Annotated in this window: 22 protein-coding genes and 3 pseudogenes; 17 read left to right on the forward strand and 8 right to left on the reverse strand. The window is 60.5% G+C overall.

Annotated elements, in window-relative coordinates; all coding sequences use genetic code 11:
• The first annotated feature begins 42 nt into the window (after nt 1–42).
• A complete protein-coding gene (locus OKW38_RS02785) occupies nt 43–333 on the forward strand; it encodes a DUF4148 domain-containing protein (RefSeq protein WP_429332126.1) in 291 nt (96 codons plus the stop codon).
• Nucleotides 334–1,060: 727 nt separating this feature from the next.
• Here the strand turns inward: OKW38_RS02785 and OKW38_RS02790 are convergent.
• On the reverse strand, nt 1,061–2,437 hold the full coding sequence (locus OKW38_RS02790) for an IS4 family transposase (protein WP_090812824.1): 1,377 nt from the start codon (nt 2,435–2,437) through the stop codon (nt 1,061–1,063).
• Nucleotides 2,438–3,163: 726 nt separating this feature from the next.
• Nucleotides 3,164–3,319: a hypothetical protein gene (locus tag OKW38_RS02795; protein WP_158608233.1), complete on the reverse strand. Its 156-nt coding sequence runs from the start codon at nt 3,317–3,319 to the stop codon at nt 3,164–3,166.
• Between the two features lie 445 nt (nt 3,320–3,764).
• Here OKW38_RS02795 and OKW38_RS02800 point away from each other — a divergent pair, with 445 nt between their 5' ends.
• The 7 genes and pseudogenes from OKW38_RS02800 (at nt 3,765) to OKW38_RS02830 (ending at nt 9,427) form a co-directional block, all read left to right on the forward strand.
• Complete coding sequence (locus OKW38_RS02800) at nt 3,765–4,193, forward strand: antitoxin Xre/MbcA/ParS toxin-binding domain-containing protein (RefSeq protein WP_429332124.1); 429 nt, start codon at nt 3,765–3,767, stop codon at nt 4,191–4,193.
• On the forward strand, nt 4,190–4,663 hold the full coding sequence (locus OKW38_RS02805) for an RES family NAD+ phosphorylase (protein WP_429359879.1): 474 nt from the start codon (nt 4,190–4,192) through the stop codon (nt 4,661–4,663). The genes OKW38_RS02800 and OKW38_RS02805 overlap by 4 nt, the downstream gene beginning before the upstream one ends.
• Nucleotides 4,664–4,992: 329 nt before the next feature.
• On the forward strand, nt 4,993–6,435 hold the full coding sequence (locus tag OKW38_RS02810) for an ISNCY family transposase (protein WP_429359881.1): 1,443 nt from the start codon (nt 4,993–4,995) through the stop codon (nt 6,433–6,435).
• A gap of 185 nt (nt 6,436–6,620) precedes the next feature.
• Nucleotides 6,621–7,289: pseudogene (locus OKW38_RS02815) on the forward strand (ISNCY family transposase); the annotation flags it as partial.
• Between the two features lie 67 nt (nt 7,290–7,356).
• Nucleotides 7,357–8,073, forward strand: coding sequence for an IS6 family transposase (locus tag OKW38_RS02820; protein ID WP_429359741.1), 717 nt, complete (start codon nt 7,357–7,359; stop codon nt 8,071–8,073).
• Between the two features lie 93 nt (nt 8,074–8,166).
• Nucleotides 8,167–8,550 (forward strand): hypothetical protein, encoded by a 384-nt coding sequence (locus tag OKW38_RS02825; protein ID WP_429359883.1) that lies wholly within the window; start codon nt 8,167–8,169, stop codon nt 8,548–8,550.
• Nucleotides 8,551–8,758: 208 nt separating this feature from the next.
• Nucleotides 8,759–9,427, forward strand: coding sequence for a hypothetical protein (locus tag OKW38_RS02830; protein WP_429359885.1), 669 nt, complete (start codon nt 8,759–8,761; stop codon nt 9,425–9,427).
• Nucleotides 9,428–9,695: 268 nt separating this feature from the next.
• On the opposite strand, the gene OKW38_RS02835 is transcribed toward OKW38_RS02830, so the two are convergent.
• From OKW38_RS02835 to OKW38_RS02845, 3 genes are all read right to left on the reverse strand, one after another.
• On the reverse strand, nt 9,696–10,064 hold the full coding sequence (locus tag OKW38_RS02835; protein ID WP_429359887.1) for a MarR family transcriptional regulator: 369 nt from the start codon (nt 10,062–10,064) through the stop codon (nt 9,696–9,698).
• On the reverse strand, nt 10,057–10,377 hold the full coding sequence (locus tag OKW38_RS02840) for a toxin-antitoxin system TumE family protein (protein WP_429359889.1): 321 nt from the start codon (nt 10,375–10,377) through the stop codon (nt 10,057–10,059). Before OKW38_RS02840 ends, OKW38_RS02835 begins: the two co-directional genes overlap by 8 nt.
• A gap of 178 nt (nt 10,378–10,555) precedes the next feature.
• Complete coding sequence (locus OKW38_RS02845) at nt 10,556–10,882, reverse strand: hypothetical protein (protein WP_429359891.1); 327 nt, start codon at nt 10,880–10,882, stop codon at nt 10,556–10,558.
• A 106-nt stretch (nt 10,883–10,988) separates the two neighbouring features.
• Between OKW38_RS02845 and OKW38_RS02850 the strand changes: the two genes are divergently transcribed.
• On the forward strand, nt 10,989–11,705 hold the full coding sequence (locus OKW38_RS02850; RefSeq protein ID WP_429359893.1) for an IS6 family transposase: 717 nt from the start codon (nt 10,989–10,991) through the stop codon (nt 11,703–11,705).
• Nucleotides 11,706–11,873: 168 nt separating this feature from the next.
• Nucleotides 11,874–12,134, forward strand: coding sequence for a hypothetical protein (locus OKW38_RS02855; protein WP_429359894.1), 261 nt, complete (start codon nt 11,874–11,876; stop codon nt 12,132–12,134).
• Nucleotides 12,135–12,357: 223 nt separating this feature from the next.
• Here the strand turns inward: OKW38_RS02855 and OKW38_RS02860 are convergent.
• From OKW38_RS02860 to OKW38_RS02870, 3 genes and pseudogenes are all read right to left on the reverse strand, one after another.
• Nucleotides 12,358–12,585, reverse strand: a pseudogene (locus OKW38_RS02860) (transposase domain-containing protein); the annotation flags it as partial.
• 269 nt (nt 12,586–12,854) lie between these two features.
• Nucleotides 12,855–13,520, reverse strand: coding sequence for a GntR family transcriptional regulator (locus OKW38_RS02865; protein WP_184062864.1), 666 nt, complete (start codon nt 13,518–13,520; stop codon nt 12,855–12,857).
• Between the two features lie 312 nt (nt 13,521–13,832).
• Entirely contained in the window at nt 13,833–14,936 is a 1,104-nt protein-coding gene (locus tag OKW38_RS02870) for a porin (protein WP_429359896.1), read from the reverse strand.
• A 346-nt stretch (nt 14,937–15,282) separates the two neighbouring features.
• On the opposite strand from OKW38_RS02870, the pseudogene OKW38_RS02875 reads away from it, so the two are divergent.
• From OKW38_RS02875 to OKW38_RS02905, 7 genes and pseudogenes are all read left to right on the forward strand, one after another.
• Nucleotides 15,283–15,644, forward strand: a pseudogene (locus tag OKW38_RS02875) (ISNCY family transposase); the annotation flags it as partial.
• Between the two features lie 224 nt (nt 15,645–15,868).
• Entirely contained in the window at nt 15,869–16,669 is an 801-nt protein-coding gene (gene phnF / locus OKW38_RS02880) for a phosphonate metabolism transcriptional regulator PhnF (RefSeq protein ID WP_429359898.1), read from the forward strand.
• Between the two features lie 51 nt (nt 16,670–16,720).
• Nucleotides 16,721–17,197, forward strand: coding sequence for a phosphonate C-P lyase system protein PhnG (phnG, locus tag OKW38_RS02885; RefSeq protein ID WP_429332117.1), 477 nt, complete (start codon nt 16,721–16,723; stop codon nt 17,195–17,197).
• Nucleotides 17,190–17,765 carry a phosphonate C-P lyase system protein PhnH gene (phnH, locus tag OKW38_RS02890; RefSeq protein WP_429359900.1) on the forward strand — a complete coding sequence of 192 codons (576 nt, stop codon included), beginning with the start codon at nt 17,190–17,192 and terminating at the stop codon, nt 17,763–17,765. The genes phnG and phnH overlap by 8 nt, the downstream gene beginning before the upstream one ends.
• Nucleotides 17,765–18,895, forward strand: coding sequence for a carbon-phosphorus lyase complex subunit PhnI (locus OKW38_RS02895; RefSeq protein WP_429332115.1), 1,131 nt, complete (start codon nt 17,765–17,767; stop codon nt 18,893–18,895). The genes phnH and OKW38_RS02895 overlap by 1 nt, the downstream gene beginning before the upstream one ends.
• Nucleotides 18,892–19,812, forward strand: a complete 921-nt coding sequence (locus OKW38_RS02900; RefSeq protein WP_429359902.1) for an alpha-D-ribose 1-methylphosphonate 5-phosphate C-P-lyase PhnJ — start codon at nt 18,892–18,894, stop codon at nt 19,810–19,812. The genes OKW38_RS02895 and OKW38_RS02900 overlap by 4 nt, the downstream gene beginning before the upstream one ends.
• A complete protein-coding gene (locus OKW38_RS02905) occupies nt 19,809–20,639 on the forward strand; it encodes an ATP-binding cassette domain-containing protein (RefSeq protein WP_429332113.1) in 831 nt (276 codons plus the stop codon). The genes OKW38_RS02900 and OKW38_RS02905 overlap by 4 nt, the downstream gene beginning before the upstream one ends.

The following is a 20,639-nucleotide window of genomic DNA, read 5'->3' on the forward strand; positions in this document are numbered from 1 at the left end:
GGTTCAGGCCACTCATTTCTTGCACATATCCGGAGAGACATCATGAAACGTTTTACCGCTTTGGCTGTTGCTGTTGCCGCGCTTGGTTTGTCGATTGGGTCGACTGCTTTTGCTCAGTCTAATTCGTCAGGGTTGACGCGGGCTGAAGTGCTGGCCCAGTTGCAGCAGGCCCAGGCTGAAGGGCTAGTGCCGGCGCCTAAGGATGACTATCCGCCTAGTGAGGCGACGATTGCCCGGAATCGGGAGATTTATGCTATTCAGCATCCGGGGGAAGCAGCGGCTGTGAAGACGGCCGGAGCGGGTGGTGTGGGTGCTGCGGCGGCTTCCAATTGAGGCTGGGTTTGTTCGCCTGCGGAGTTGACTCTTCCTTGTTGTTCGCCTGCTGCTTTGGCCTTTCCTTGATTTCTTATTGGTTTATTAGCATTGCCCCTGTGCGGGGCAATGCTCTCAACTTAAGCCTTTATTAGCATTGCCCCTGTGCGGGGCAATGCTCTCAACTTAAGCCTCACTGCATGAAGCGAGTTTGTACGCGAGATGGAAGTGGGGCTTGGCTTTTCTGGGTGGCCCTGGATAGGAGCGTGAGGGCTGGATCCGGCATCGAGTCTGGTGGATCATTTCCAGCACACCGGCGAGGCCGTCCAGACAGCGCTGGATGCACCGAGGATGGACTTGAGTGCGGCCAGTGCGTACACCCGGTTAGTACTGCAGCCGTAGATTTGTTACTATGCTGATATGAATAAGGACTACTGCACGTCAAGACTATGCATTCGACTGCGAAAACGTGGGCGCATGCCTGCGAGGCTCGTGAATGGCAACGGGAGCCCAACCGATCGTCCAAGAACTTGCGCATTTTGCATATTCTTGAGCATGTTTGTGATTCGCCCTGTCGGCGTGTAGTCCCGGTTCGCACCTGAATCGGTGGTTGGTGTCGCGTGATCTGGGCGATGCCGATATCGCCGCAACGATGGAGTTCTATCGCACTATCGAAGGTCGAGTGAGCTCGTTGTTTGGATGATGAGCTGCACCAGTGGAATCAAACCCTAGCTAGAATGGCACTTACTTAAGCCCGTGGAGCGTGCCCATATTTTTGGACGCGCTCACGTGCGATGTGACGAGGCTCTTTCAGCCATGGGTAGGACTTCGGTCTTCGTTTGCGCATTCGTGGTTCGATGCGACCGGGGCGACTCCCAACGCAAGACTGCGTGATCAGGTTGAACAGGAGACTCTGGTTGTGAGTTGCCGTCAGACCTCTGGCCAGCCATTCAGTCCATAACTGCACCGTGTGTTTGAAACTCAGTGTTCTCGGGTCAGTGGCATGGTGACTGGCGGCCTGAGCCATCAGCAGCCGAATCACGTTGTAGGCCAGCAGATGGACCCAGATCTCCTTTTCGTTCATGTGGGCAGTCTGGCAATGCAGCACATCCATGCCCATCGTCGTCTTGATGTTACGTAGATCCAGTTCCACGTTCCAGCGCCTGGCGTACAACTGCGAGAGGTCCTGTTTGCTGGTCTTGCGTGCATCAAGCATCGTGGTGACCAGCACCCGGTGATGCAGCCTGGACTCGCGCACCATCAGTTCATCGGGGAAGGCCTGGTACTGCTCATGCGTCATCCAGTCGGGACGCTGCCGGGGTTTGGGCCACGTCACAATGTGATCGCGCGTGCCCAGGGACCGGCCTCGCCGAAAGTCGGTGCGGCGTGCCCCATGCTGTTCCATCACGACGTCCACCCCGGCGGCGATCATTGAGGCCATCAGAAAGTAGTGGCAGTACAAGGCATCGGCGACGATCACGTCACCTTTGCGAAACGTGCCTTGCAGCATGCGAAACGCCGTCAGCTCCCCGCTGCCTTTGCCCGCGTAAGTTCCGACCGCCGACTCCAGTACTGCGCCGCTTGCCAGACAGATCACCGCAACCAGATAGGCCAATGGAAAGCCCACTCCTTCGGCCTGAGCACTGGACTGCGGGAAACGGGCCTGGTTCGACGGCGTATCGGGCATCGAGATCCCGGTGCCGTCAACCAGCTTGACCGGGCGCCCGCGCCACTTCCAGGCAGCCTCGGCCTGCTCATGCAGTTGGCGCCCCGTCTCGCGCGCCAACTCCCGCACCATCGTCAGCGGCAGTCTCTGGCGAGCGCGGCAGTAGCCTCCCGTACGCACACTCATGGGCCGCAGCCCGTCGGCAGCTCGCTGCGCCGCCCACCCGTTGACTGCCTTCTGACAGGAGGCGTCCTCTTCCAGCGCCTGGCGCATGAACATCGACAGTGTCACCGTCGGCGGATACAGCCGTTCCCGATGTTCTGGCAAATACGCTTCCGTTATGCCCAACAGCCCCGGGCTCGTCAGTATGTTGAAGTAGTCTACCGCCTGGGCCCTGCACGCCCGGCTTTGAACCCTGCTTCGTGTTTGCCTGTGATGACTTCGTGCATTACGATCCATGGGGGCTGATCTTTGGAATGAGACGGTGTTTGCCTGGTAACAACCATCGTATCAATCCCTGGATCAGCCCCCTCCCTTTCTCTTCAAGCACTTACCCGCGTCTTCTCCTCCATGTAGGCTTAAGTAAGTGCCATTCACCCTAGCTAGGCTTGAAACCAGTCACAAGACTATCCTCGACTTTAAGAGGTGATAGGTGTCCGGAGATTCAGGGAACTGTTCCACCTCGTTTATCCGCCCGGTTCGTTTGCACTTGACATAAAAGGAATGATCGAAGATTAATTCGCAATCCTATGTTTACCAAGCCGAAGGGGTTTCAATTTGTGCAGGAGGCTGCTGCACAAATTCTGGATTCGGCCATGCCTTCAGGTTGCGCGGTGACAATTTGCGCAAGGCGGGGAGGGCTGGCTTGCGCTGGATCAGTGTGGCGACACGCTCCTTTAAGTTTCTGATGATCGAAACGTCGAGGGGGACGATTGCCTGTCTCACGAGGCCACAATGAAGCGTCTCGAATTGACGATTGGTGACCTGCCAAGGTGTTCGATGCCGTGGACATGGAGGCTGACTGATCGCTGGAGGAGACTGAGCAGGCGTCAACTCCGTTACCATCGCCTGGCGTGTGAATCCGAAATCAGTAGCTCAAACCCGCCAGTTCTCTTCGGAGCCTGGCGGGTTTTCTTTGCCGGCCTTTGCCTGTGGGGCGCGGGCTACATACAGCGGTGGAGTCGCTCAGCCGTTCAGTTGCGACTCGACGTTCAGGACGATCCGTGCAACCGGGTTGTTGTCTGCGGATTGCGGCGCGAACTTGATCTGGGCGAAGGTGACGATACCGAGAGCGACGACCAGGAGTGCTCCAGACGCGGCGATGCGGGGAAGGTATTTCACAGGGACCTCATTTTGATGATGTAGACAGAAACTGGGCGTAGCTGACAGGCGTGGCGATTCACCTTCAGCGGCATGTCTGTCCGCAACCCGGCAACGCCGGACGCGGTCGTCAGATCGCACTTGCCGATCGGACGGAGATTGTGCAGTGCACTATAACACGACCGTCAGATCGCAGCTGCCAATCACACGGGCTTGTGCAGTGCACTATAAATGGTTTATCCGTGTGCCCGGTGCGACATCCTGTCGCGAGCGGATGCTTAGTTGCTTGAGCGTTTCGTGTATGAAAGATTTCTGTAGGCCGGGGCGATTCTCGCAGGCACGGACGATGTCGAGGAGACCGCCTCGGCAGTCTCCCCGCTGGAGCCCGCTAGATCGAAGATGGGTTTGCGGACGGTATCAATTGCGCTATCATTAGGCATCAACTGATACTTTGGTCGGGAGTCGCATGTCACTGATCACGCCTGAAGCAGTGGCCGCGGTCATGGAACTGCGGCAGGTCCCGCACACGCTCGCGGAACTCGAGGCACTTGTCCGCGACGGCCTGCCCAAGTCCGCGCTGCGCGCGGGCGTCGAACATGCGACGCAGGGTGCCGACGCCCGGCGTGCGCTACTTGCCCGCATCATCCCCGAAGCGACCTATAAGCGGCGTCGCGATCGGCTGACGCCAGACGAATCGGAAAAGACTGAGCGGCTGGCCAGGATCGTCGCGACGACGGCCTACGTCTGGAACGACGAAGAGGACGCGCGGGAATTCCTGTCGGCGCCGCACCCGGAGCTCGAAGGGCGGGCGCCGCTCGATGTTGCGCTGACCGAGCTCGGCGCGCGCCGGGTCGAAGAGCTGCTCTGGAAACTGTTTTACGGGTTGCCGGCGTGAAGCTGTTTCGAATCGCCGACACTCGACACCCGGTCTGGAGTGGCACCGGCGCGATGCTGGTGGGCGGCCGCTTCAATAGCCCGGGGCGACCGGTCATCTACGCCGCGTCGACCTTCGCCGGTGCGATGCTCGAGGTTCTTGTTCATGCGCGCATCGGCAAGGTACCGAAGACACACGGATGGGTTGAAGCAGCGGTTCCCGACGATATTCGCGTCGAACGCCATTCGGCCGAATCGTTGCCGGGGGGATGGGATGCGCCAGCACTGCAGGTGGCAAGGGTGTTCGGCGACGCCTGGCTGACCGAGTCGCGTACCGCGCTCCTGATCGTACCTTCCGTCGTGGTCCGTGCAGAGTTCAACGTGCTGGTCAATCCCGCACACCCCGACGCGACGCGGATTGCCGTGACCGAGCCGCAACCCGTGGTGTGGGACGAACGCCTCTTTGTGATGCGGTCGGTCGGACACTGCTAGATCATGATGGTGGTCGGCTAGCCTCGCCTCGACGCTTTGCTCCTCGAGGGAGATGACCAGGGCGTCGCTTCTGGTTTAGCTCGCACTCGCCGCTCGCAATGGCCAGTGCAGCGCCGTCTTATATTCTCCTTGTGTGGTTGCCAGAGCCGACACGGCTGTCAGTTTTTGTCAATCGCCCCGACAATTTGACATAACGTATTATCAACAATGAGAATGTCAGAGCTTTTTAGAAATGTCCGGTTCTGGCTCATTAGAAATGTCCGGTTTCCTGCTCCGGGCTGGCTGCTGTGGCGCATGCTGCGGCATCACCGTCAGCCCGGAGCTAGACCATGAACGGACGTGGATTCATCACGATCAGCATGCACGAGCTCGAGCGCGTGAAGATCATCGAGGCGGTCGTCCAGCATCGCCTGACGGGCGTACTGGCGGCTGAACGGCTGCAGCTGTGTGAGCGTCAGGTCAGCCGGCTCGTGCGGCGTTACGAGGCGGCGGGACCGGCCGGGCTGGTTTCAGCGCGGCGTGGACAGCCCAGCAACCGCGAACTGCCGGTGGATGTCCGTGCGCGGGCCCTGACCACCATTCGCGAGCGCTACGCCGACTTCGGGCCGACGCTGGCCTGCGAGAAGCTGCGCGAATGTCATGGCCTCGTGCTGTCGAAGGAAACCGTGCGGCGCTGGATGCGTGAGGCCGGGCTGTGGATTCCCCGCAAACAGCGGCCGCCGAAGCTGCATCAGCCGAGAAACCGTCGTGCCTGCCTGGGTGAACTGGTGCAGATCGACGGCAGCGACCATCGCTGGTTCGAGGACCGGGCGCCGGCCTGCACGCTGCTGGTGTACGTCGATGACGCCACGAGCCGCCTGATGATGCTGCATTTCACGGCGACCGAATCGACCTTCAGCTACTTCGAGGCGACGCGCGCGTATCTGGAGCAGCATGGCAAGCCGGTGGCGTTCTACAGCGACAGGGCCAGCGTTTTTTACGTGAAGCGACGCTCGGAGACAGCGGGCAAAGGTGTCACGCAGTTCGGCCGGGCGATGTACGAGCTGAACATCGACACGTTCTGCGCGAACTCAAGCCCCGCCAAGGGGCGCGTCGAGCGCGCCCACCTGACGCTGCAGGATCGGCTCGTCAAGGAGCTCCGGCTGCGCGGCATCAGCACCATCGAGGCCGCCAACGCCTGGGCGCCCGCCTACATGGCAGCCTATAACGCGCGCTTTGCGAAGCCGCCACGCAGCGCTTTCGATGCGCATCGACCCGTGCGCGCCGACGAGAATCTCGACGCGATCCTGACCTGGCGCGTCCTGCGCAAGGTCTCGGATTCACTGACGCTGCTGAACGACCGCGTGATCTGGCTGCTTGACGATACGCCGGCCAACCGCAGGCTGATTCACCGCTACATCGACGTGTGGGAGTATCCGGACGGACGCCTCGAGATCCGCGCCGATGGTGTCGCGCTGCCCTGTGTCCAGTACGACAAGCTTGCCGAGATCGACCAGGGCGCGGTGGTGGAGCACAAGCGTCTTGGTCATGCGCTGAAGGTCGCCCAGGCACTGCAGGCGCAGCGCGACAACCGCCGGATATCCGGCTCACCGTCACGCACGAACCGCGGTGAACCCGTGCGTACGAAGGCGCGGCTGCCTGGCACGAGGAAGCAGCGCGAAGTCACGCTCGAGGACTGGAATGCGGCAGTCATGGGGACACACCAGAACCCGGGAGGCTCGGTGCTAAAAACCCCTCCAGAGAGAGATAAAAGGACTGCAAAACGACCCTAACCCACCACCCAAAACCGACCCTCAACCCCGACATCTGTATCTTGCTGGAACCCCGACATTTCTATCTGGCCTCGACATGACATGTAGCGGCAATATGAGAATGTCGTGTTCTAGCAAGATACAAATGTCGTGTTTTACCGTGACTGGCAAGCTGGCATTTTGCTGCGCGATCGCAGGAGCCAGTCATGAGCCCAGCCGCACTGGTGACATTGAACATGCGCGAACTCGACCGTCTGAAGGTGATCCAGGCCGTGGTGGACATCGGGCTCAAGCCCGGGCGTGCCGCCGGGCGACTTGGCCTGACCGTGCGTCAGGTCGAGCGGCTGGTAGCGCGGTATCGTGAATCTGGCGCGGCGGGACTGGCCTCACGCAAGCGCAGGTCGCCCGGCAACCGGAAGCTCGATGAAGGACTGGCTGTGCGGGCCCTGACCACCATTCGCGAACGCTATGCCGACTTCGGGCCGACGCTGGCCTGCGAGAAGCTGCGCGAATGTCATGGCATCGTGCTGTCGAAGGAAACCGTGCGACACCTGATGACGGACGCCGGCCTGTGGGTACCGCGCCGGCAGCGGCCGCCCAGGGTCTACCAGCCGCGGGCCCGGCGCGCGTGCTTCGGTGAGCTGGTGCAGATCGACGGCAGCGACCATCGCTGGTTCGAGGACCGGGCGCCGGCCTGCACGCTGCTGGTGTACGTCGATGACGCCACGAGCCGCCTGATGATGCTGCATTTCACGGCGACCGAATCGACCTTCAGCTACTTCGAGGCGACGCGCGCGTATTTGGAGCAGCATGGCAAGCCGGTGGCGTTCTACAGCGACAGGGCCAGCGTTTTTTACGTGAAGCGACGCTCGGAGAGGTTGTGTCGCGCTAAGGATGCGGGAGTAAAATTCAGGCGGACATTTTCCTGAAGTGAAGCGTGATATGAAGAATGCGACTGCGAGAAAAGCCCTGCCTGCCGGCGTAGCGAATGTACTCAAACGCCTGCACTATCCGCTGGACGTGATCCTGCTGTGTGTGCGGTGGTATGTGGCCTACTCGCTGAGCTTGCGAAATCTCGAGGAAATGATGGCCGAAAGGGGTTTCGAGGTCGACCATTCGAGCGTGCATCGCTGGGTGATCAAACTCGTACCGTTGTTCGAGAAGGCCTTTCGCAAGCACAAACGTCCGGTCGGCAAGAGCTGGAGGATGGATGAGACCTACGTCAAGGTGGGCGGCCAGTGGAAGTACTTGTATCGCGCGGTGGACAAGGCCGGTAATACGGTGGATTTCCTGTTGCGGGCGTATCGCGACAAAGCTGCCGCGCGCCGTTACTTCGAGAAAGCCATCGATCGGAACGGGACGCCCGAGACCGTGACCATGGATAAAAGCGGGGCGAATCTGGCCGCCCTCCAGGCCATCAACGCCGAGCGGGAAACGCCGATCAAGGTCCGGCAGGTCAAATATCTGAACAACATCGTCGAGCAGGATCATCGGGCGATCAAACGACGAACCAGGCCCATGATGGGCTTCAAGGATTTCCGGTGTGCCCGCATCATCCTGTCAGGCATTGAGACGATGCATATGATCAGGAAAGGCGAAATGAAGGACAGCGGCGTCGCCCGAACCGCCGCCGATCAGTTCTATTCGCTGGTGGCGTAAGGACTCCTTGTCATTGCGGAACTTTCTTGCCTTGCCAATCTTATCGCGACACAACCCCACAGAAAGCAAAAACATCCCGATGAGGTCAACGTCATGGTCGCCGTCAAATTCGATGATCTTTCCTCGGCCTTCGACTTCGTCAGCTATGCAGCGCCGATGGAACACCAGGCGTATATCTCGCTCGATACGGGAAAAATCTACTGGATTTCCGATGCCATCGACACGATCGAGGAGGCGATTCCCGAGGATCTGGAAGACCCGGATCGCTACCTCGCGATACCGCACAAGAACGAACTTGATCTCGGAAGCAGTCTCGCCCTGCGCTTTGCCGCACAGCAGCTGCCTGCGCGTTATGACCAGATTGAAGGGTTTTCCAGCCGCGAGGGGGATACGCGCGCTTCAAGGATTTACTCGAGCGCGAAGGTGCTCTGGAACGCTGGTATGCGTTTGAAGCCGACTCTGTCGAAAAGGCACTGAGGCAATGGGGCGCTGAAAACGGGCTCGAGATTCTTGATTGAGACGCCACGCGTCGGGTGAGACAGGCCAAAGTCTCTCGCTACACAGCGTACCATCTTTACGTCAATCAGCCGGAAACCCTTGCTACACAAGGCTCTTCAGCCCGGAATTCGTCACAGAACTGAAAATGCACCAACTTTTGTAGAAATTCGTATCAACGATAGTTCGTTTGACAACAGAGGCGCAGGCGCATCAGCTAGCCTGCGACATCCGCACGCTGACCCAGTGGCTCAGTCATGACATCGTGTCGCTGGCGGGTCCGCAACTCGCCACGCGGCAAGCGCTGTTCGACTTCATCGTCGAGGAATTGGGCGTGCGCGAAGCGCTGGATGCGCGCCGCATCCGCCCGGTGCGCATCGCGCTGCAGAACCAGCGCGATGACCTGCTCGCGTTCGCCGGCGTGCTCGATGAGAAGCTCGCCGCGATCGCGCAGCGCGCCAACGTCTCGGATGAGCTCGTGCGCGCCGCGTGTGTGCTGCATCGCAAGCCGCGCACCTCACCCGCGTACTGGCAGGGATGGGGCCGGCTACGCGCCAGACTGGGCGGCCAGTTCCACGCCGTGTTCGCCGCGGTGTCCGAGGCCATGGCCCACACGCCGCGCAGCAGCGCGCTCGTCGAAAATCTGAACTCGCGCTTGCGCAACTTTTTCACGCTGCGTCGCCATCTGGGCGCCCCTTACCTCGACCTGCTGCGCTTCTTCCTGAATCATCGGCGCTTCGTGCGCAGCCGCCGGGCCGAGCGTCAAGGCAAAAGTCCGTGTGAGTTGATGACGGGGCGGGACCACCCGCACTGGCTCATGATGCTGGGACTCGGAGCGCTTCAACCGCGGCAAGTCTGAGCGCGGGAGGTCGATACCCAAGACCTCCAAATCCATCGGGATACTAATCAAAAATCAAAACACCGCCCTCCACGAGCGGTGCGGCTCAGTTCGTCCGTGTTACCCAAAATCGGCGCTTTTCGAACCACGCCCCTTGAAAGGGCTGGCTTTTACACCGCCGCTAACACGAGCCGATATTCGCGTTCCATGCGTAGTTTCTGGTGCTCAGAATGAAGAAGCCCGCGACACCGGTCGGCGTGTCGCGGGCTTGATGCTGCGTAGTGTGGCGTTACGCGAACGACATTTCCAGGCTGATGCCGGCATAGTTGACCCGTGGTGCGACCTCGCGGCCGTCGCCTTTCTCGAAGTGCACCAGGCCGTACCGCTCCATCGTCTTAAGCGTGCGCGACAGGTTGGATTTCTCGCGTCCGGACGTCGCTGCAAGCTCCGTCAACGATGACGGGTTCGTTTTCGCGATCAGTGCCAACAATGCCTGATTCTTGCCCGACAGCACCTGCGCGAACGACTCGGGCGACGAGAACCAGATTTTCGGCTCGTCGGGGGCGGGCTTGTATTCGCCTCGCGCGATTGCCATGGTCCGCGCCTTGAATTGCTCCATCGGGGCAATCCCGACCTTCAGAATATGTTCGTTAGTCATCGCTCTCGCTCCTTTCCCTCATCACTGTTTCGACTTCGGTCCAGAAGTCTTCAAGCAACTTCGCGGCATCCGCATACTCGTAAAACCGGATACGCTCGCCGGCGTGCTTGTGGTCGTACTCGATCCGCGTCCGTGCGCCGGGGCCCGAACCCTCCCGAATCGGATGCGCGTTATCGAATCCCAACAGGCGAGCACCCGTTTCGTCGTGCAAGGTCAGCGAATACCGCAGCCCGTGCGGGCGCTCCGGTGATGCTGCGATTTGCGCCACTTCAAATTTCACCCAACAACACCCGGTGTCGTCGACGGTGAACACCACTCCGTCCAGCTCGAGGAGGGTGTCTAGGCTTGAGTCTCGATCTGTCATGACCTGCATGTTATCATTAGGTGACAACTAACGCAAGGGATGCCCCGGTTACGGGTTAAGAGGCGTCCGACGAAGGAAAATCAGCAGCGTTTCGGAAGTGAATCTGGCAGCGGCAAAGAAGGCGCACTCATCGGTGCTGCACTTTCCGCGCGGCCATGTACACGTCGAACAGGGCCGCATGCAGGCGACGGAGCGCCTGACGCAGACTGACGAGTTCGTGCTGGTCGCCGTCATGCTCCCGGCGCAGGATCTCGCCCAGCAGGACCGTGGCCCGCGATGCCGCAACCTCACGTTGCGCCCGGGCGTCACCCAGCTGGCCCGCGAGCGCCGGCTTGACCACCAGCAGCCACGCAGGAAACCAGGCGTAATCGTCGATCTCGCCGGTGCCGGGAAACTCCGCATCGAAGCGCCGGCATAGCGCGTCAAGCGACGCGTCGCCCAGTCCGGGCAGCAACGCCGCGAACCGTGCGGGCGCCAGCCACGCCAGTTCCGCGAGTTGTGTCGCGCTAAGGATGCGGGAGTAAAATTCAGGCGGACATTTTCCTGAAGTGAAGCGTGATATGAAGAATGCGACTGCGAGAAAAGCCCTGCCTGCCGGCGTAGCGAATGTACTCAAACGCCTGCACTATCCGCTGGACGTGATCCTGCTGTGTGTGCGGTGGTATGTGGCCTACTCGCTGAGCTTGCGAAATCTCGAGGAAATGATGGCCGAAAGGGGTTTCGAGGTCGACCATTCGAGCGTGCATCGCTGGGTGATCAAACTCGTACCGTTGTTCGAGAAGGCCTTTCGCAAGCACAAACGTCCGGTCGGCAAGAGCTGGAGGATGGATGAGACCTACGTCAAGGTGGGCGGCCAGTGGAAGTACTTGTATCGCGCGGTGGACAAGGCCGGTAATACGGTGGATTTCCTGTTGCGGGCGTATCGCGACAAAGCTGCCGCGCGCCGTTACTTCGAGAAAGCCATCGATCGGAACGGGACGCCCGAGACCGTGACCATGGATAAAAGCGGGGCGAATCTGGCCGCCCTCCAGGGCATCAACGCCGAGCGGGAAACGCCGATCAAGGTCCGGCAGGTCAAATATCTGAACAACATCGTCGAGCAGGATCATCGGGCGATCAAACGACGAACCAGGCCCATGATGGGCTTCAAGGATTTCCGGTGTGCCCGCATCATCCTGTCAGGCATTGAGACGATGCATATGATCAGGAAAGGCGAAATGAAGGACAGCGGCGTCGCCCGAACCGCCGCCGATCAGTTCTATTCGCTGGTGGCGTAAGGACTCCTTGTCATTGCGGAACTTTCTTGCCTTGCCAATCTTATCGCGACACAACCCGGCGGTGGGCTCAGCGCCAATTTCAGCCTGGACTCCCTGATCAGCCTGAGCACCGGCAACCTTGACCCGCAGTCGCGCGGGGCGCTGTTCGAAAACTCCGCTTCGGTCGGGATGCGCCAGACAGGGCTGGGCTTTTTCCGGTTGGGGCGACAGAATGATTTTGCCTTCGACTACTTTCTGATCGGCGGCATTGATCCCGCAACGGGAGCAGCACGAGGCATGCTGAACTTTCGCACCGGACGCTTCGGCGCCGACCTGCTCTGTGTCGCGGGTCCCGCGCAGATCGGCGCGGTGGCCGCAGTCGTCCCGTACCCGCCCATCATCAACAACGGCGTGCCCACGGGCCTGAGGCGATCAACTGGGACCGTGTGAGCGTCAAGCGCATGTCCAATGCGGTCAAGCTGACTTCGCCCCGGCATGGAATCTTGGTGCAGCCCACACCGATTCGGAACGACAATGCCTTTTTGAAGAATGTCGCAATCAACCAAGCGGCGATCCAGCTCACCCACGCGCTATCCAAAACCACCGCAGTCCACCTGGCCGGTGTGTTTCAGCGTACGAACGTAATCGGCAATTCACCGACGTCCTTGCGATGTCAGGCGATCTGATGCAAGGGCGAGCGCAGCGGATTGCCGGCGAAGAGCGATTTCCACATCCGCGGCGTGAGTTCATGCACGCGCGATGCCGGATGCTGGCCCACGCGCTGCAGCACGTCGACCAGATAATCGTAGGGATCGATGTCGTGTAGCTTGCACGTCACGAGGAGGCTTTGCGCGATACCGATCTGCCTGGCACCGAGTTCGGTCCAGCAGAACATCCCGTTTCCGATTGCTCTTCTCTAGCTGATGCCGTCATCGCCTGCTCCTGATCGAATTGAACGAAGAGCATTGTGCGATCGCCTCTACGCGAGATCTATAACGCCCATGGCTTACCGCTTACCTACGAACGGCGCTTACCCTGCCGAAATTGGCACCGCGGCGGCGGGCAAGATCCAGTCGGTCCCCGCTGCCGGGATGCAGTTGCGGTTCTAGAAGCAGCGAAACGGGCGCGCCGCGGACCAGCCTGATCCCGGCGGCCCCTTAATGAACATTCCTAAACGCCGCGCGCAGCCAAAACCGCCATCAAGCCTTGGAGCACGATGGCGCGGCCCTTGTCGTAGGTGCTCAGGAGCAGTTTGCGATCTTTCGCCGACAATGCCTTGAGAAGCTGTTCCTCGATTCGCGCGTCGAGGTGCGTACCTTGGCGCGTGATGTCCGCCGCCAACGAGCGATACCGATCGGTCAGGCGCATCAGCCGCAATGCTTCACGCTTTAGGATCTTGTTTTCTGACAGATCGAAGATCGCGTCGTGAAACGCCCGGTGGCGCTCAATCCAGGCGTCGCGCGAGCCGCTTGCCAGTAACTGGTTGAGCTCGGCCACCATCGCCTTGAGGCTCTTCAACTGGGGCGGGTTGGGCCAGACAATGGTGGCGAGCAACTCGGATTCAAGCAGATGGCGCATCCGATAGAGTTGACGTGCCTCGTCACTGGACAAGGGCGCCACGAAAAACCCACGATTCGGGTCGTGTTCGATGATGCCCTCAGCTGCCAGAAGCTTTAGCGCTTCGCGCACTGGCACGCGACTGATGCCAAAACGTTCGGCCAGATCGGACTGGCGAAGTTGCAAGCCCGGCGCGAGTGTTCCGCGATTGATCAGTTTGCGCATCTCCGACGCGATCTGGGACGGGAAGTCGACCCCATCAAGTTCTGTAATTGTCACGATGACCGCCCAAGAGTTGTATTCAATCCGAAATTATATCCTGATTGTCGACGGCGAAAGGCGTCCGAGCCCTTCCTGATTGGGCCGCCCGGGGGCGCGACATTTATTTATTACCGGCCGAGGACCATGGTGCCACGAGGCGGGAGTACATCAAGCCTCGCTCGTCAACGAAGCTTGATCGCCCACTGCGCATGACCGCAAACGATGCACCAATGCAGTTGCGCATCGCATCGATGTCGAGGTCGCCCGGACTCTCGAGGGCACGGCTATAGCCGAATGCCCGATGACGATTTCCGCATTTCCCAACGGGGTTCAGAACCGCATCTGCATGCCGATGCCGATAGCGGACACATGTTCATCGTACGTGGTGGGCGCGGGCAAGCCGCCGGGTGGGAAGATGGTCTGCTTCGCGACTCCGCGATTCCAGAGCTTCTTATAGAAGCCATAGAGCGAAGTGGTCTTCGAAAGATAATAGGTATAGCTGACTGCGAATGAGCGCACGCTCCAGTTTTGCGAGCGGACCTGGTTCTCGTCGCTCAGCCCGCCGTACGCAAAGCCGAACATACCCACGCCCCCTGTCGGCACCGTGAAGCCCGCTTGCCATGCCTTGTCGGTAAATCCAGGATTGTTTCGCCGCAACTGATACGTGCCATACAGGGAAAGCCAGTCGAACCGGTATTTGACGCCAAACGCATGTTCCAGGGTGTTGGCGTCGCCACCGGGCGCCACGGTGAGACTGCGGCCCAGTCCGTAGCTGGCGACCAGGCCGCCATTCGCATACCACAGCGTGCCGATCTGATACTTCGTATTCGTGGCGGCGCCCTGGTTTGAGCCAAACGAGTAGCCCAGGGTCGCGCTGAGGCCATGCCAGGTGGGCGAGCTGTATTGCAGCGCATTGTCCTGGCGGGCGGGATCCTGCAGCGGGTTGAAGATCCACGGTCGCGGTTCCTCGCCGGTCATCGACCCCAGGACCGATCCTGCAGACATCAAGATCGGGTCGAACGTCGTGCCCCATACGTAGCCTGCCGTCTGCAAGCGCCCCCCCACGAGCATTCCCCACTGGCTGTCGATGCCGACATACGCCTGGCGGCCAAACTCCCGACCGCCCTGCCCGAGCGTTCCATTGTTAATGTTGAAGCCGCTTTCAAGAACTGCAATTGCAGTCACGCCGCCGCCAAGATCCTCCTTGGCGCGAATGCCCCATCGTGATCCGCCCAGTCCGCCCGAATTGAGGCTGCTCACGCTTGTTGCGGAGTTCTTGAAGTAACCGTAAAACACGTCAGCAACGCCGTAAAGCGTGACGCTCGACTGAGCGTGCGCTACGCACGGCAGCAAGACACCCAGCATGCATTCAGCAATTCTCTTGTGCACTTCCGTCTCCTGTCTTTTGATCTCTGGGTTGCAGGTGCCTTTCATTCCTTGCGAAATCGTGCAGCCTCCGCCCTTCAGGTGTCATCGAACTTGCATTTTATTTTGAATTTTTACCAGTAGGCATTACTGGTGTCGGCGTCAACGCGGGCATTCGCGTCTTGTCGAGAATGGATGCTCGAAATACAAGGCCGGTGGCGATGTGCAGCATGTCAACCTCTTCCTGCGGCTGGCGACGCCCGCGTCTGGTCAAACCGTAGAATTTGGCTTTGGACTCTTGAGCCCCGGTATTACATTGCGGCTTGACGACTCGTCGCTGGCTGCCTAACCAACCGGAACAGCGACCAGCCAAGACCTCAAAAGTGCGTCACGCCCTCGCCGGGCGTGGCCGTGTGGCCCCGCGATGTACGAACTGAACGTCGACCTGGTGCGCCAACAGCAGCTCGGCCAAGGGGCGCGTCGAGCGCGCGCATTTAACGCTGCAAGATCGCCTGGTCAAAGAGCTGCAGCTGCGCGGCATCGCCACGGTACGCGGATGCCAATGCGTACGCCCCCTCTTTCATCGCCGCCTACAACACGCGTTTTGCCAAGGCGCCCAAGAGCGCGTTCGATGCGCATCGGTCGCTGCGCGCCGACGAGGACCTGGACCTGCTGCTCACCTGGCGTGAGTCGCGCAAGGTGACCAAGGCGCTCACGGTCCAATACGACCGCGTGATTTATCTGCTCGGGGACATAGTGGAGAACCGAAAGCTCGTTTGGGTGACCGCCCGGGGAAATCCGAGAATAAACGCGGAATCGACGTCATTACCAACTCCCTTCTGGCAGCTTTGCTACCGAACATCCTCTCCAGAACGGCGATCTCTGTATAACGAGATGGATTTAAAGTCGTCAGCTGGCTCCGACAAGCTGCCATCCCTCCTCACATATCTGTCACAGACTCTTTGTAGGATTCGGTTATCCACTTATCTAGATAACCGCATATGAGCTTGTACGCTGTCAGTCGAGAGCAGGGCGAATCCTTGTATGCCCAGATCGCACGGCAACTGGAACAGGAGATCGTCAATCTCTACGCACCGGGCGACTACCTGCCATCCGAGGGCGAGCTTGCTTCGCGCTTTGGGGTGAACCGGCACACGCTCCGTCGCGCCATCGACGAGTTGGTCGATGCCGGCCTGGTGGAGCGCCGCCATGGCCGCGGCATCCTGGTGCTCGACAACCAGATCGACTACCAGATCGGTAAGTCCACCCGCTTTACCGAAAACCTGAACGCTCAAGGTTTGCAGGCCGGAAACCGCATCCTTCGCAAGCAGACCTTGCCTGCCAGTATGCGCGTTGCCGAACGCCTTGCCATATTGGAAGGCGAGCCCGTGCATTGGCTGGAGACGTTACGAAGCGTGGACGGCAAGCCGATGTGTGTCATTTCGCATTTTTTGCCAGTACATCCCTTCCCCGATCTGCTGGTCCGATATCAAGGCGACTCGCTTCACGCTTTTCTGAGCGCAGAGTACGGCTGCCGGCTCCGCCGCGTTGATAGCGCCGTGACCGCAGTGCTGCCCCAAGGGGACGATGCGCAAATCCTTGGCATGCCGCAAAACCGACCGGTCTTGCGGGTCAAGAGCGTGAACGTGGATGAGCGCGACAACCACCCGATCGAGTATGTGATTACCCGATTCCGCGCAGATCGCGTTCAGTTGCGTATTCCGCTGCTGCAACGGCAGCAGGGCACTGCCGCGCCTGAAGTTCTGGCCACCGGTGCCCTTGCGATCTGCCAGGAAACCTAACGGATTTTTTTTATATTTATCCAGCCATATGGATATTCTGAAGGACTGCTCATGAAGACAATGGGGACGCAGCCTGCGCGCGGCGACTGGATGCGCTACTGGACGAACGTTCCGGTAGAGCGCATTCGCGTACTCGCGCATCGCATCTGTGAGCAATTCCAGGTGGAAGACCTGGAAATCCCGCAATCCGGCCTCGCGTTGGTGCCGCTCACCGACGCTGCCCTGGGCGAGACCTATTACCTCGGCGAGATTCCGCTCGCCAAGGCGCATGTGCGCCTGACCGACCCACAAGGCGGCACCGCCGAAGGCGCGGCGATCGTGATGGATGACCGTACCAGCCTGATTCGTGCGCTCGCGATTCTCGACGCGGTAACGGCAGCCGCGTGGCCGGGACATGACGCCGCGCTGGAGCTGCTTCGCGAAGGCGAGCGGAGCGTCGAAGCAACCGCAGCCGACCGCAAGAAGTTGCTGGCGGCAACGCGCGTGGACTTCGCGTTGCTCGCCGCGCAGGAGGACGATGATGAATGAGCTGCAGACGCGTATCGTCTCGCACCCGGCCGACTGGACCCCGCCGGTTCAGCAACGCGCCTTTCGCCGCATCCTGGACGCATTTTCCTATCCGGGCCGAATCAGCGAACTGCAGACACAGGCCGCGCATGTGCTGCCCCTCGTGCTTGCCACGCTGGCCGATCCAGCAACGACGCTGGCCGATCCTTGCGAGCTGGTTGATGCCGCAGACCTTCAGCGACTCGGTGCAAAGTCAGCCAGTGCAGATCAGGCCCAATTCGTCGTGATGCCGGGCAGAAAAGTACCCGCTGTCGAGCTTGCATGCGGCACGCTCGACAGCCCCGAGAACGGCGCAACACTCCTACTGGTGGCGGACGAGATCACGCAAGGTTCCGGGCTTGTCCTCAGCGGTCCCGGCATTCAAAGCAGCATTTCGCTGCAGATGTCGGGTGTCGACCCGCTTTGGTGGAAGCTGCGCAAGCGCTGGAACAGCGCCTTCCCGCTCGGCGTCGATATGGTGCTGCTGGACGAGCGCAGCGTAGTCGCGCTGCCGCGCACGATCAAGGTTGCCGTAGAAGGAGGCCGATAATGGGTTATGTGGCTATCAAGGGCGGCGGCCGGGCAATCCAGGGCACTGAACGTGTCGTCGACGCGCTGCGCACGGCCGAGGGCGAACACGGCACGCCGCTGACGCTGCAGACGATCGAACATCAACTTCGCTCCCTGACCTCGCGGGTGGTGTCGGAAGGCGGTCTGTATCACCCGCGGCTCGCCGCGCTCGCGATCAAGCAGATGCAGGGCGATACGCTCGAGGCAGCGTTCGCGCTGCGTGGCTATCGATCGACCAAGCCTCGATTGCTCGAGGCGCCCGTACAGCATACGGGCGAAATGCGCGTGATCCGCCGTATTTCCAGCGCGTTCAAGGACATTCCGGGCGGTCAGATGCTCGGCCCAACCAACGACTACGCGCTGCGCCTGATGCGCCTCGACCTCGCCAACGAATCGCCGGAAGCATTCCGTTCGGTTGCACGGACGTTCCTCGACTCGATCGACGAAAGCGATCTGCCCGACACCTTCCCGAAGGTCGTCGATGCGCTGCGCGCGGAGGGGCTGCTGCCGACGCTCCAACCATCGCAGGCGGAGCCGTTCGATGTCACGCGTGATCCGCTGATTTTCCCGGTGTCGCGTTCCGCCGCGCTCGCGACGATGGCGCGCGCCGAAACCGGCTCACTGCTCGCGATCGCGTACTCGAACATGCGCGGCTATGGCGATGTTCACCCGACGGTGGCCGAACTGCGCGTGGGCTATGTGCCTGTGCGGATTCCGCATCCGGTCACGGGCGAACTGGTCGAAGCCGGCGAGGTCCTGATGACCGAGTGCGAGATGGTGGCGATGTACGAGGACGACGACGGCGGCGGCCCACCTGTCTTCACCCTCGGCTATGGCGCATGTTTCGGCCACAACGAAGTCAAGGCAATCTCGATGGCCGTGCTTGACCGCTCGCTGCAGAACGGCATGCGTAACGGTCCGACCAATCCGTCGGAGGATCCCGAGTTCGTGCTGCTGCATATCGACGGTGTGGATTCGATGGGTTTCGCGAGTCACTACAAGATGCCGCATTACGTCACGTTCCAGTCGGACATGGATCGGCTGCGCACGACCCAGGGAAAGGCTGCGGGCAAGCAGACCGAACAGGATGTACAAGGAGTCGAGCTATGAACGACCTCTACGAATTGCCGCTCGACGAGGCGGGTTACAACTTTGGCTTTCTCGATGAGTACGCGAAGCGCGAGATCCGCCGCGCGGTGATCAAGGCGATCTGCGTACCCGGCTACCAGACGCCGTATGCCTCGCGCGAAATGCCGATGGGTCGCGGTTTCGGGACGGGCGGTCTGCAGCTCACGCTGTCCCTCGTCGGTCCGGACGATACGCTCAAGGTGATCGACCAGGGTTCCGATGACTCGGTCAACGCGGTCAATTTGCGTCACTTCGTCGAACTCACCTGCGAGGGCGTACAGACCACCGAGCACACCAGCGAAGCTACGCTGATCCAGTCTCGCCACCGGATTCCCGAAACCGCGTTGACGGAGCAGCAGATTCTCGTTTTGCAGGTGCCATACCCCGATCCACTGGTCGTGGTGGAACCGTCCGAAGCGCGTCGCAAGACCATGCATGGCGAAGGCGACTATTCGCGGCTGCTGACGAAGCTGTACGAAGACCTCGTGCAGTTCGACGAGATCACGATCTCGCATCGCTATCCGACGCGCATCAACGGCCATTACGTGATCGACGCGAGCCCGATCCCGCGCTACGACGTGCGGCAGCTGAACAGGTCGGCCGCGCTCGTGCTGCTCGGTGCGGGCCGCGAAAAGAAGATCTACGCAGTGCCGCCCTATACGAGCGCGGATCCGCTCGCGTTCGACGACGTGCCGTTCCGTACGGAGGACTTCCACGATGAGCACGGTAAGCGCCGCGCCTGCGCGCGTTGCGGCTCGACCGGGAGCTTTCTCGACGAGATCATCAGAGACGACGGCGACAAGCTGTACCAATGCTCCGATTCGGACTATTGCAACGACTATCGCGCCGGCCGCACTGATGAGAAGGCCACGGCAACGACTGAAGGAGCTGCCCAGTGAGCCCCATTCTTCAAGTGCGCGGTTTGACCAAGATTCACGGCGCAGGCTGCGAGCGCTGCATCGAGAGCACCGGACCGGAACAGGACACCAACATCTGCGCGCATTGCGGTTCGGTGGTGGCTGCCCACGACGTCAGTTTCGACCTGCGGCCGGGCGAGATCCTCGGCATCATGGGTGAGTCGGGCTCGGGCAAGTCGACCGTCGTCAAAACGCTGTATTTCGATGAAAAGCCGACCGCGGGTACGGCGTGTTTCTTCGATGAAGACAATGACTGGAACCTGTTCGCAGCGAATGCCGCCGAACAGCGCTGGTTACGCAACCACCGTTTCGGCATGGTGTACCAGAATCCGCACCTCGGCCTGAACTTCAATGTGTCGGCGGGCGGGAACATCGCCGAGCGCCTGTTGATGAACGACGTGACGCTATTCGGCGAGATCCGGCAACGCGCACGCGAGCTGCTCTCGCGCACCGAAGTACTGCCGGAGCGCATGGACGAGTCGCCGAAGAAGTTTTCTGGCGGCATGCAACAGCGCGTGCAGATCGCGAAAGCACTCGCGACCCGTCCGCCGCTACTGTTCCTCGATGAAGTGACCACCGGCCTCGATCTGTCGGTGCAGGCGCGCATCCTCGACCTGATCCTCGAAATCCAGCAGGAACTCGGCACGGCGATGATCGCCGTCACGCACGATCTCGGCGTGATCCGCTTGCTGGCGGGCCGCACGATCGTGATGAAGTATGGCCGCATCATCGAGTCGGGTTTGACCGACCAGATCCTCGAAGACCCGCAGCATGCGTACACGCAGCGGCTCGTGGCCTCCGCACTCTGA

Origin of the sequence: Paraburkholderia sp. MM5496-R1, from assembly GCF_050436205.1 — a bacterium.
Taxonomy (GTDB): Bacteria; Pseudomonadota; Gammaproteobacteria; order Burkholderiales; family Burkholderiaceae; genus Paraburkholderia; species Paraburkholderia tuberum.

Coding starts and splice junctions, on each gene's coding strand:
- OKW38_RS02790 (WP_090812824.1), bottom strand. CDS start 2,437: ATGGATCGTAATGCACGAAGTCATCACAGGCAAACACGAAGCAGGGTT.
- phnH (WP_429359900.1), top strand. CDS start 17,190: ATGAATGAGCTGCAGACGCGTATCGTCTCGCACCCGGCCGACTGGACC.
- OKW38_RS02785 (WP_429332126.1), top strand. CDS start 43: ATGAAACGTTTTACCGCTTTGGCTGTTGCTGTTGCCGCGCTTGGTTTG.
- OKW38_RS02810 (WP_429359881.1), top strand. CDS start 4,993: ATGAACGGACGTGGATTCATCACGATCAGCATGCACGAGCTCGAGCGC.
- OKW38_RS02870 (WP_429359896.1), bottom strand. CDS start 14,936: ATGAAAGGCACCTGCAACCCAGAGATCAAAAGACAGGAGACGGAAGTG.
- OKW38_RS02900 (WP_429359902.1), top strand. CDS start 18,892: ATGAACGACCTCTACGAATTGCCGCTCGACGAGGCGGGTTACAACTTT.
- OKW38_RS02820 (WP_429359741.1), top strand. CDS start 7,357: ATGAAGAATGCGACTGCGAGAAAAGCCCTGCCTGCCGGCGTAGCGAAT.
- OKW38_RS02800 (WP_429332124.1), top strand. CDS start 3,765: ATGTCACTGATCACGCCTGAAGCAGTGGCCGCGGTCATGGAACTGCGG.
- OKW38_RS02850 (WP_429359893.1), top strand. CDS start 10,989: ATGAAGAATGCGACTGCGAGAAAAGCCCTGCCTGCCGGCGTAGCGAAT.
- phnF (WP_429359898.1), top strand. CDS start 15,869: ATGAGCTTGTACGCTGTCAGTCGAGAGCAGGGCGAATCCTTGTATGCC.
- OKW38_RS02855 (WP_429359894.1), top strand. CDS start 11,874: ATGCGCCAGACAGGGCTGGGCTTTTTCCGGTTGGGGCGACAGAATGAT.
- phnG (WP_429332117.1), top strand. CDS start 16,721: ATGAAGACAATGGGGACGCAGCCTGCGCGCGGCGACTGGATGCGCTAC.
- OKW38_RS02895 (WP_429332115.1), top strand. CDS start 17,765: ATGGGTTATGTGGCTATCAAGGGCGGCGGCCGGGCAATCCAGGGCACT.
- OKW38_RS02835 (WP_429359887.1), bottom strand. CDS start 10,064: ATGACTAACGAACATATTCTGAAGGTCGGGATTGCCCCGATGGAGCAA.
- OKW38_RS02825 (WP_429359883.1), top strand. CDS start 8,167: ATGGTCGCCGTCAAATTCGATGATCTTTCCTCGGCCTTCGACTTCGTC.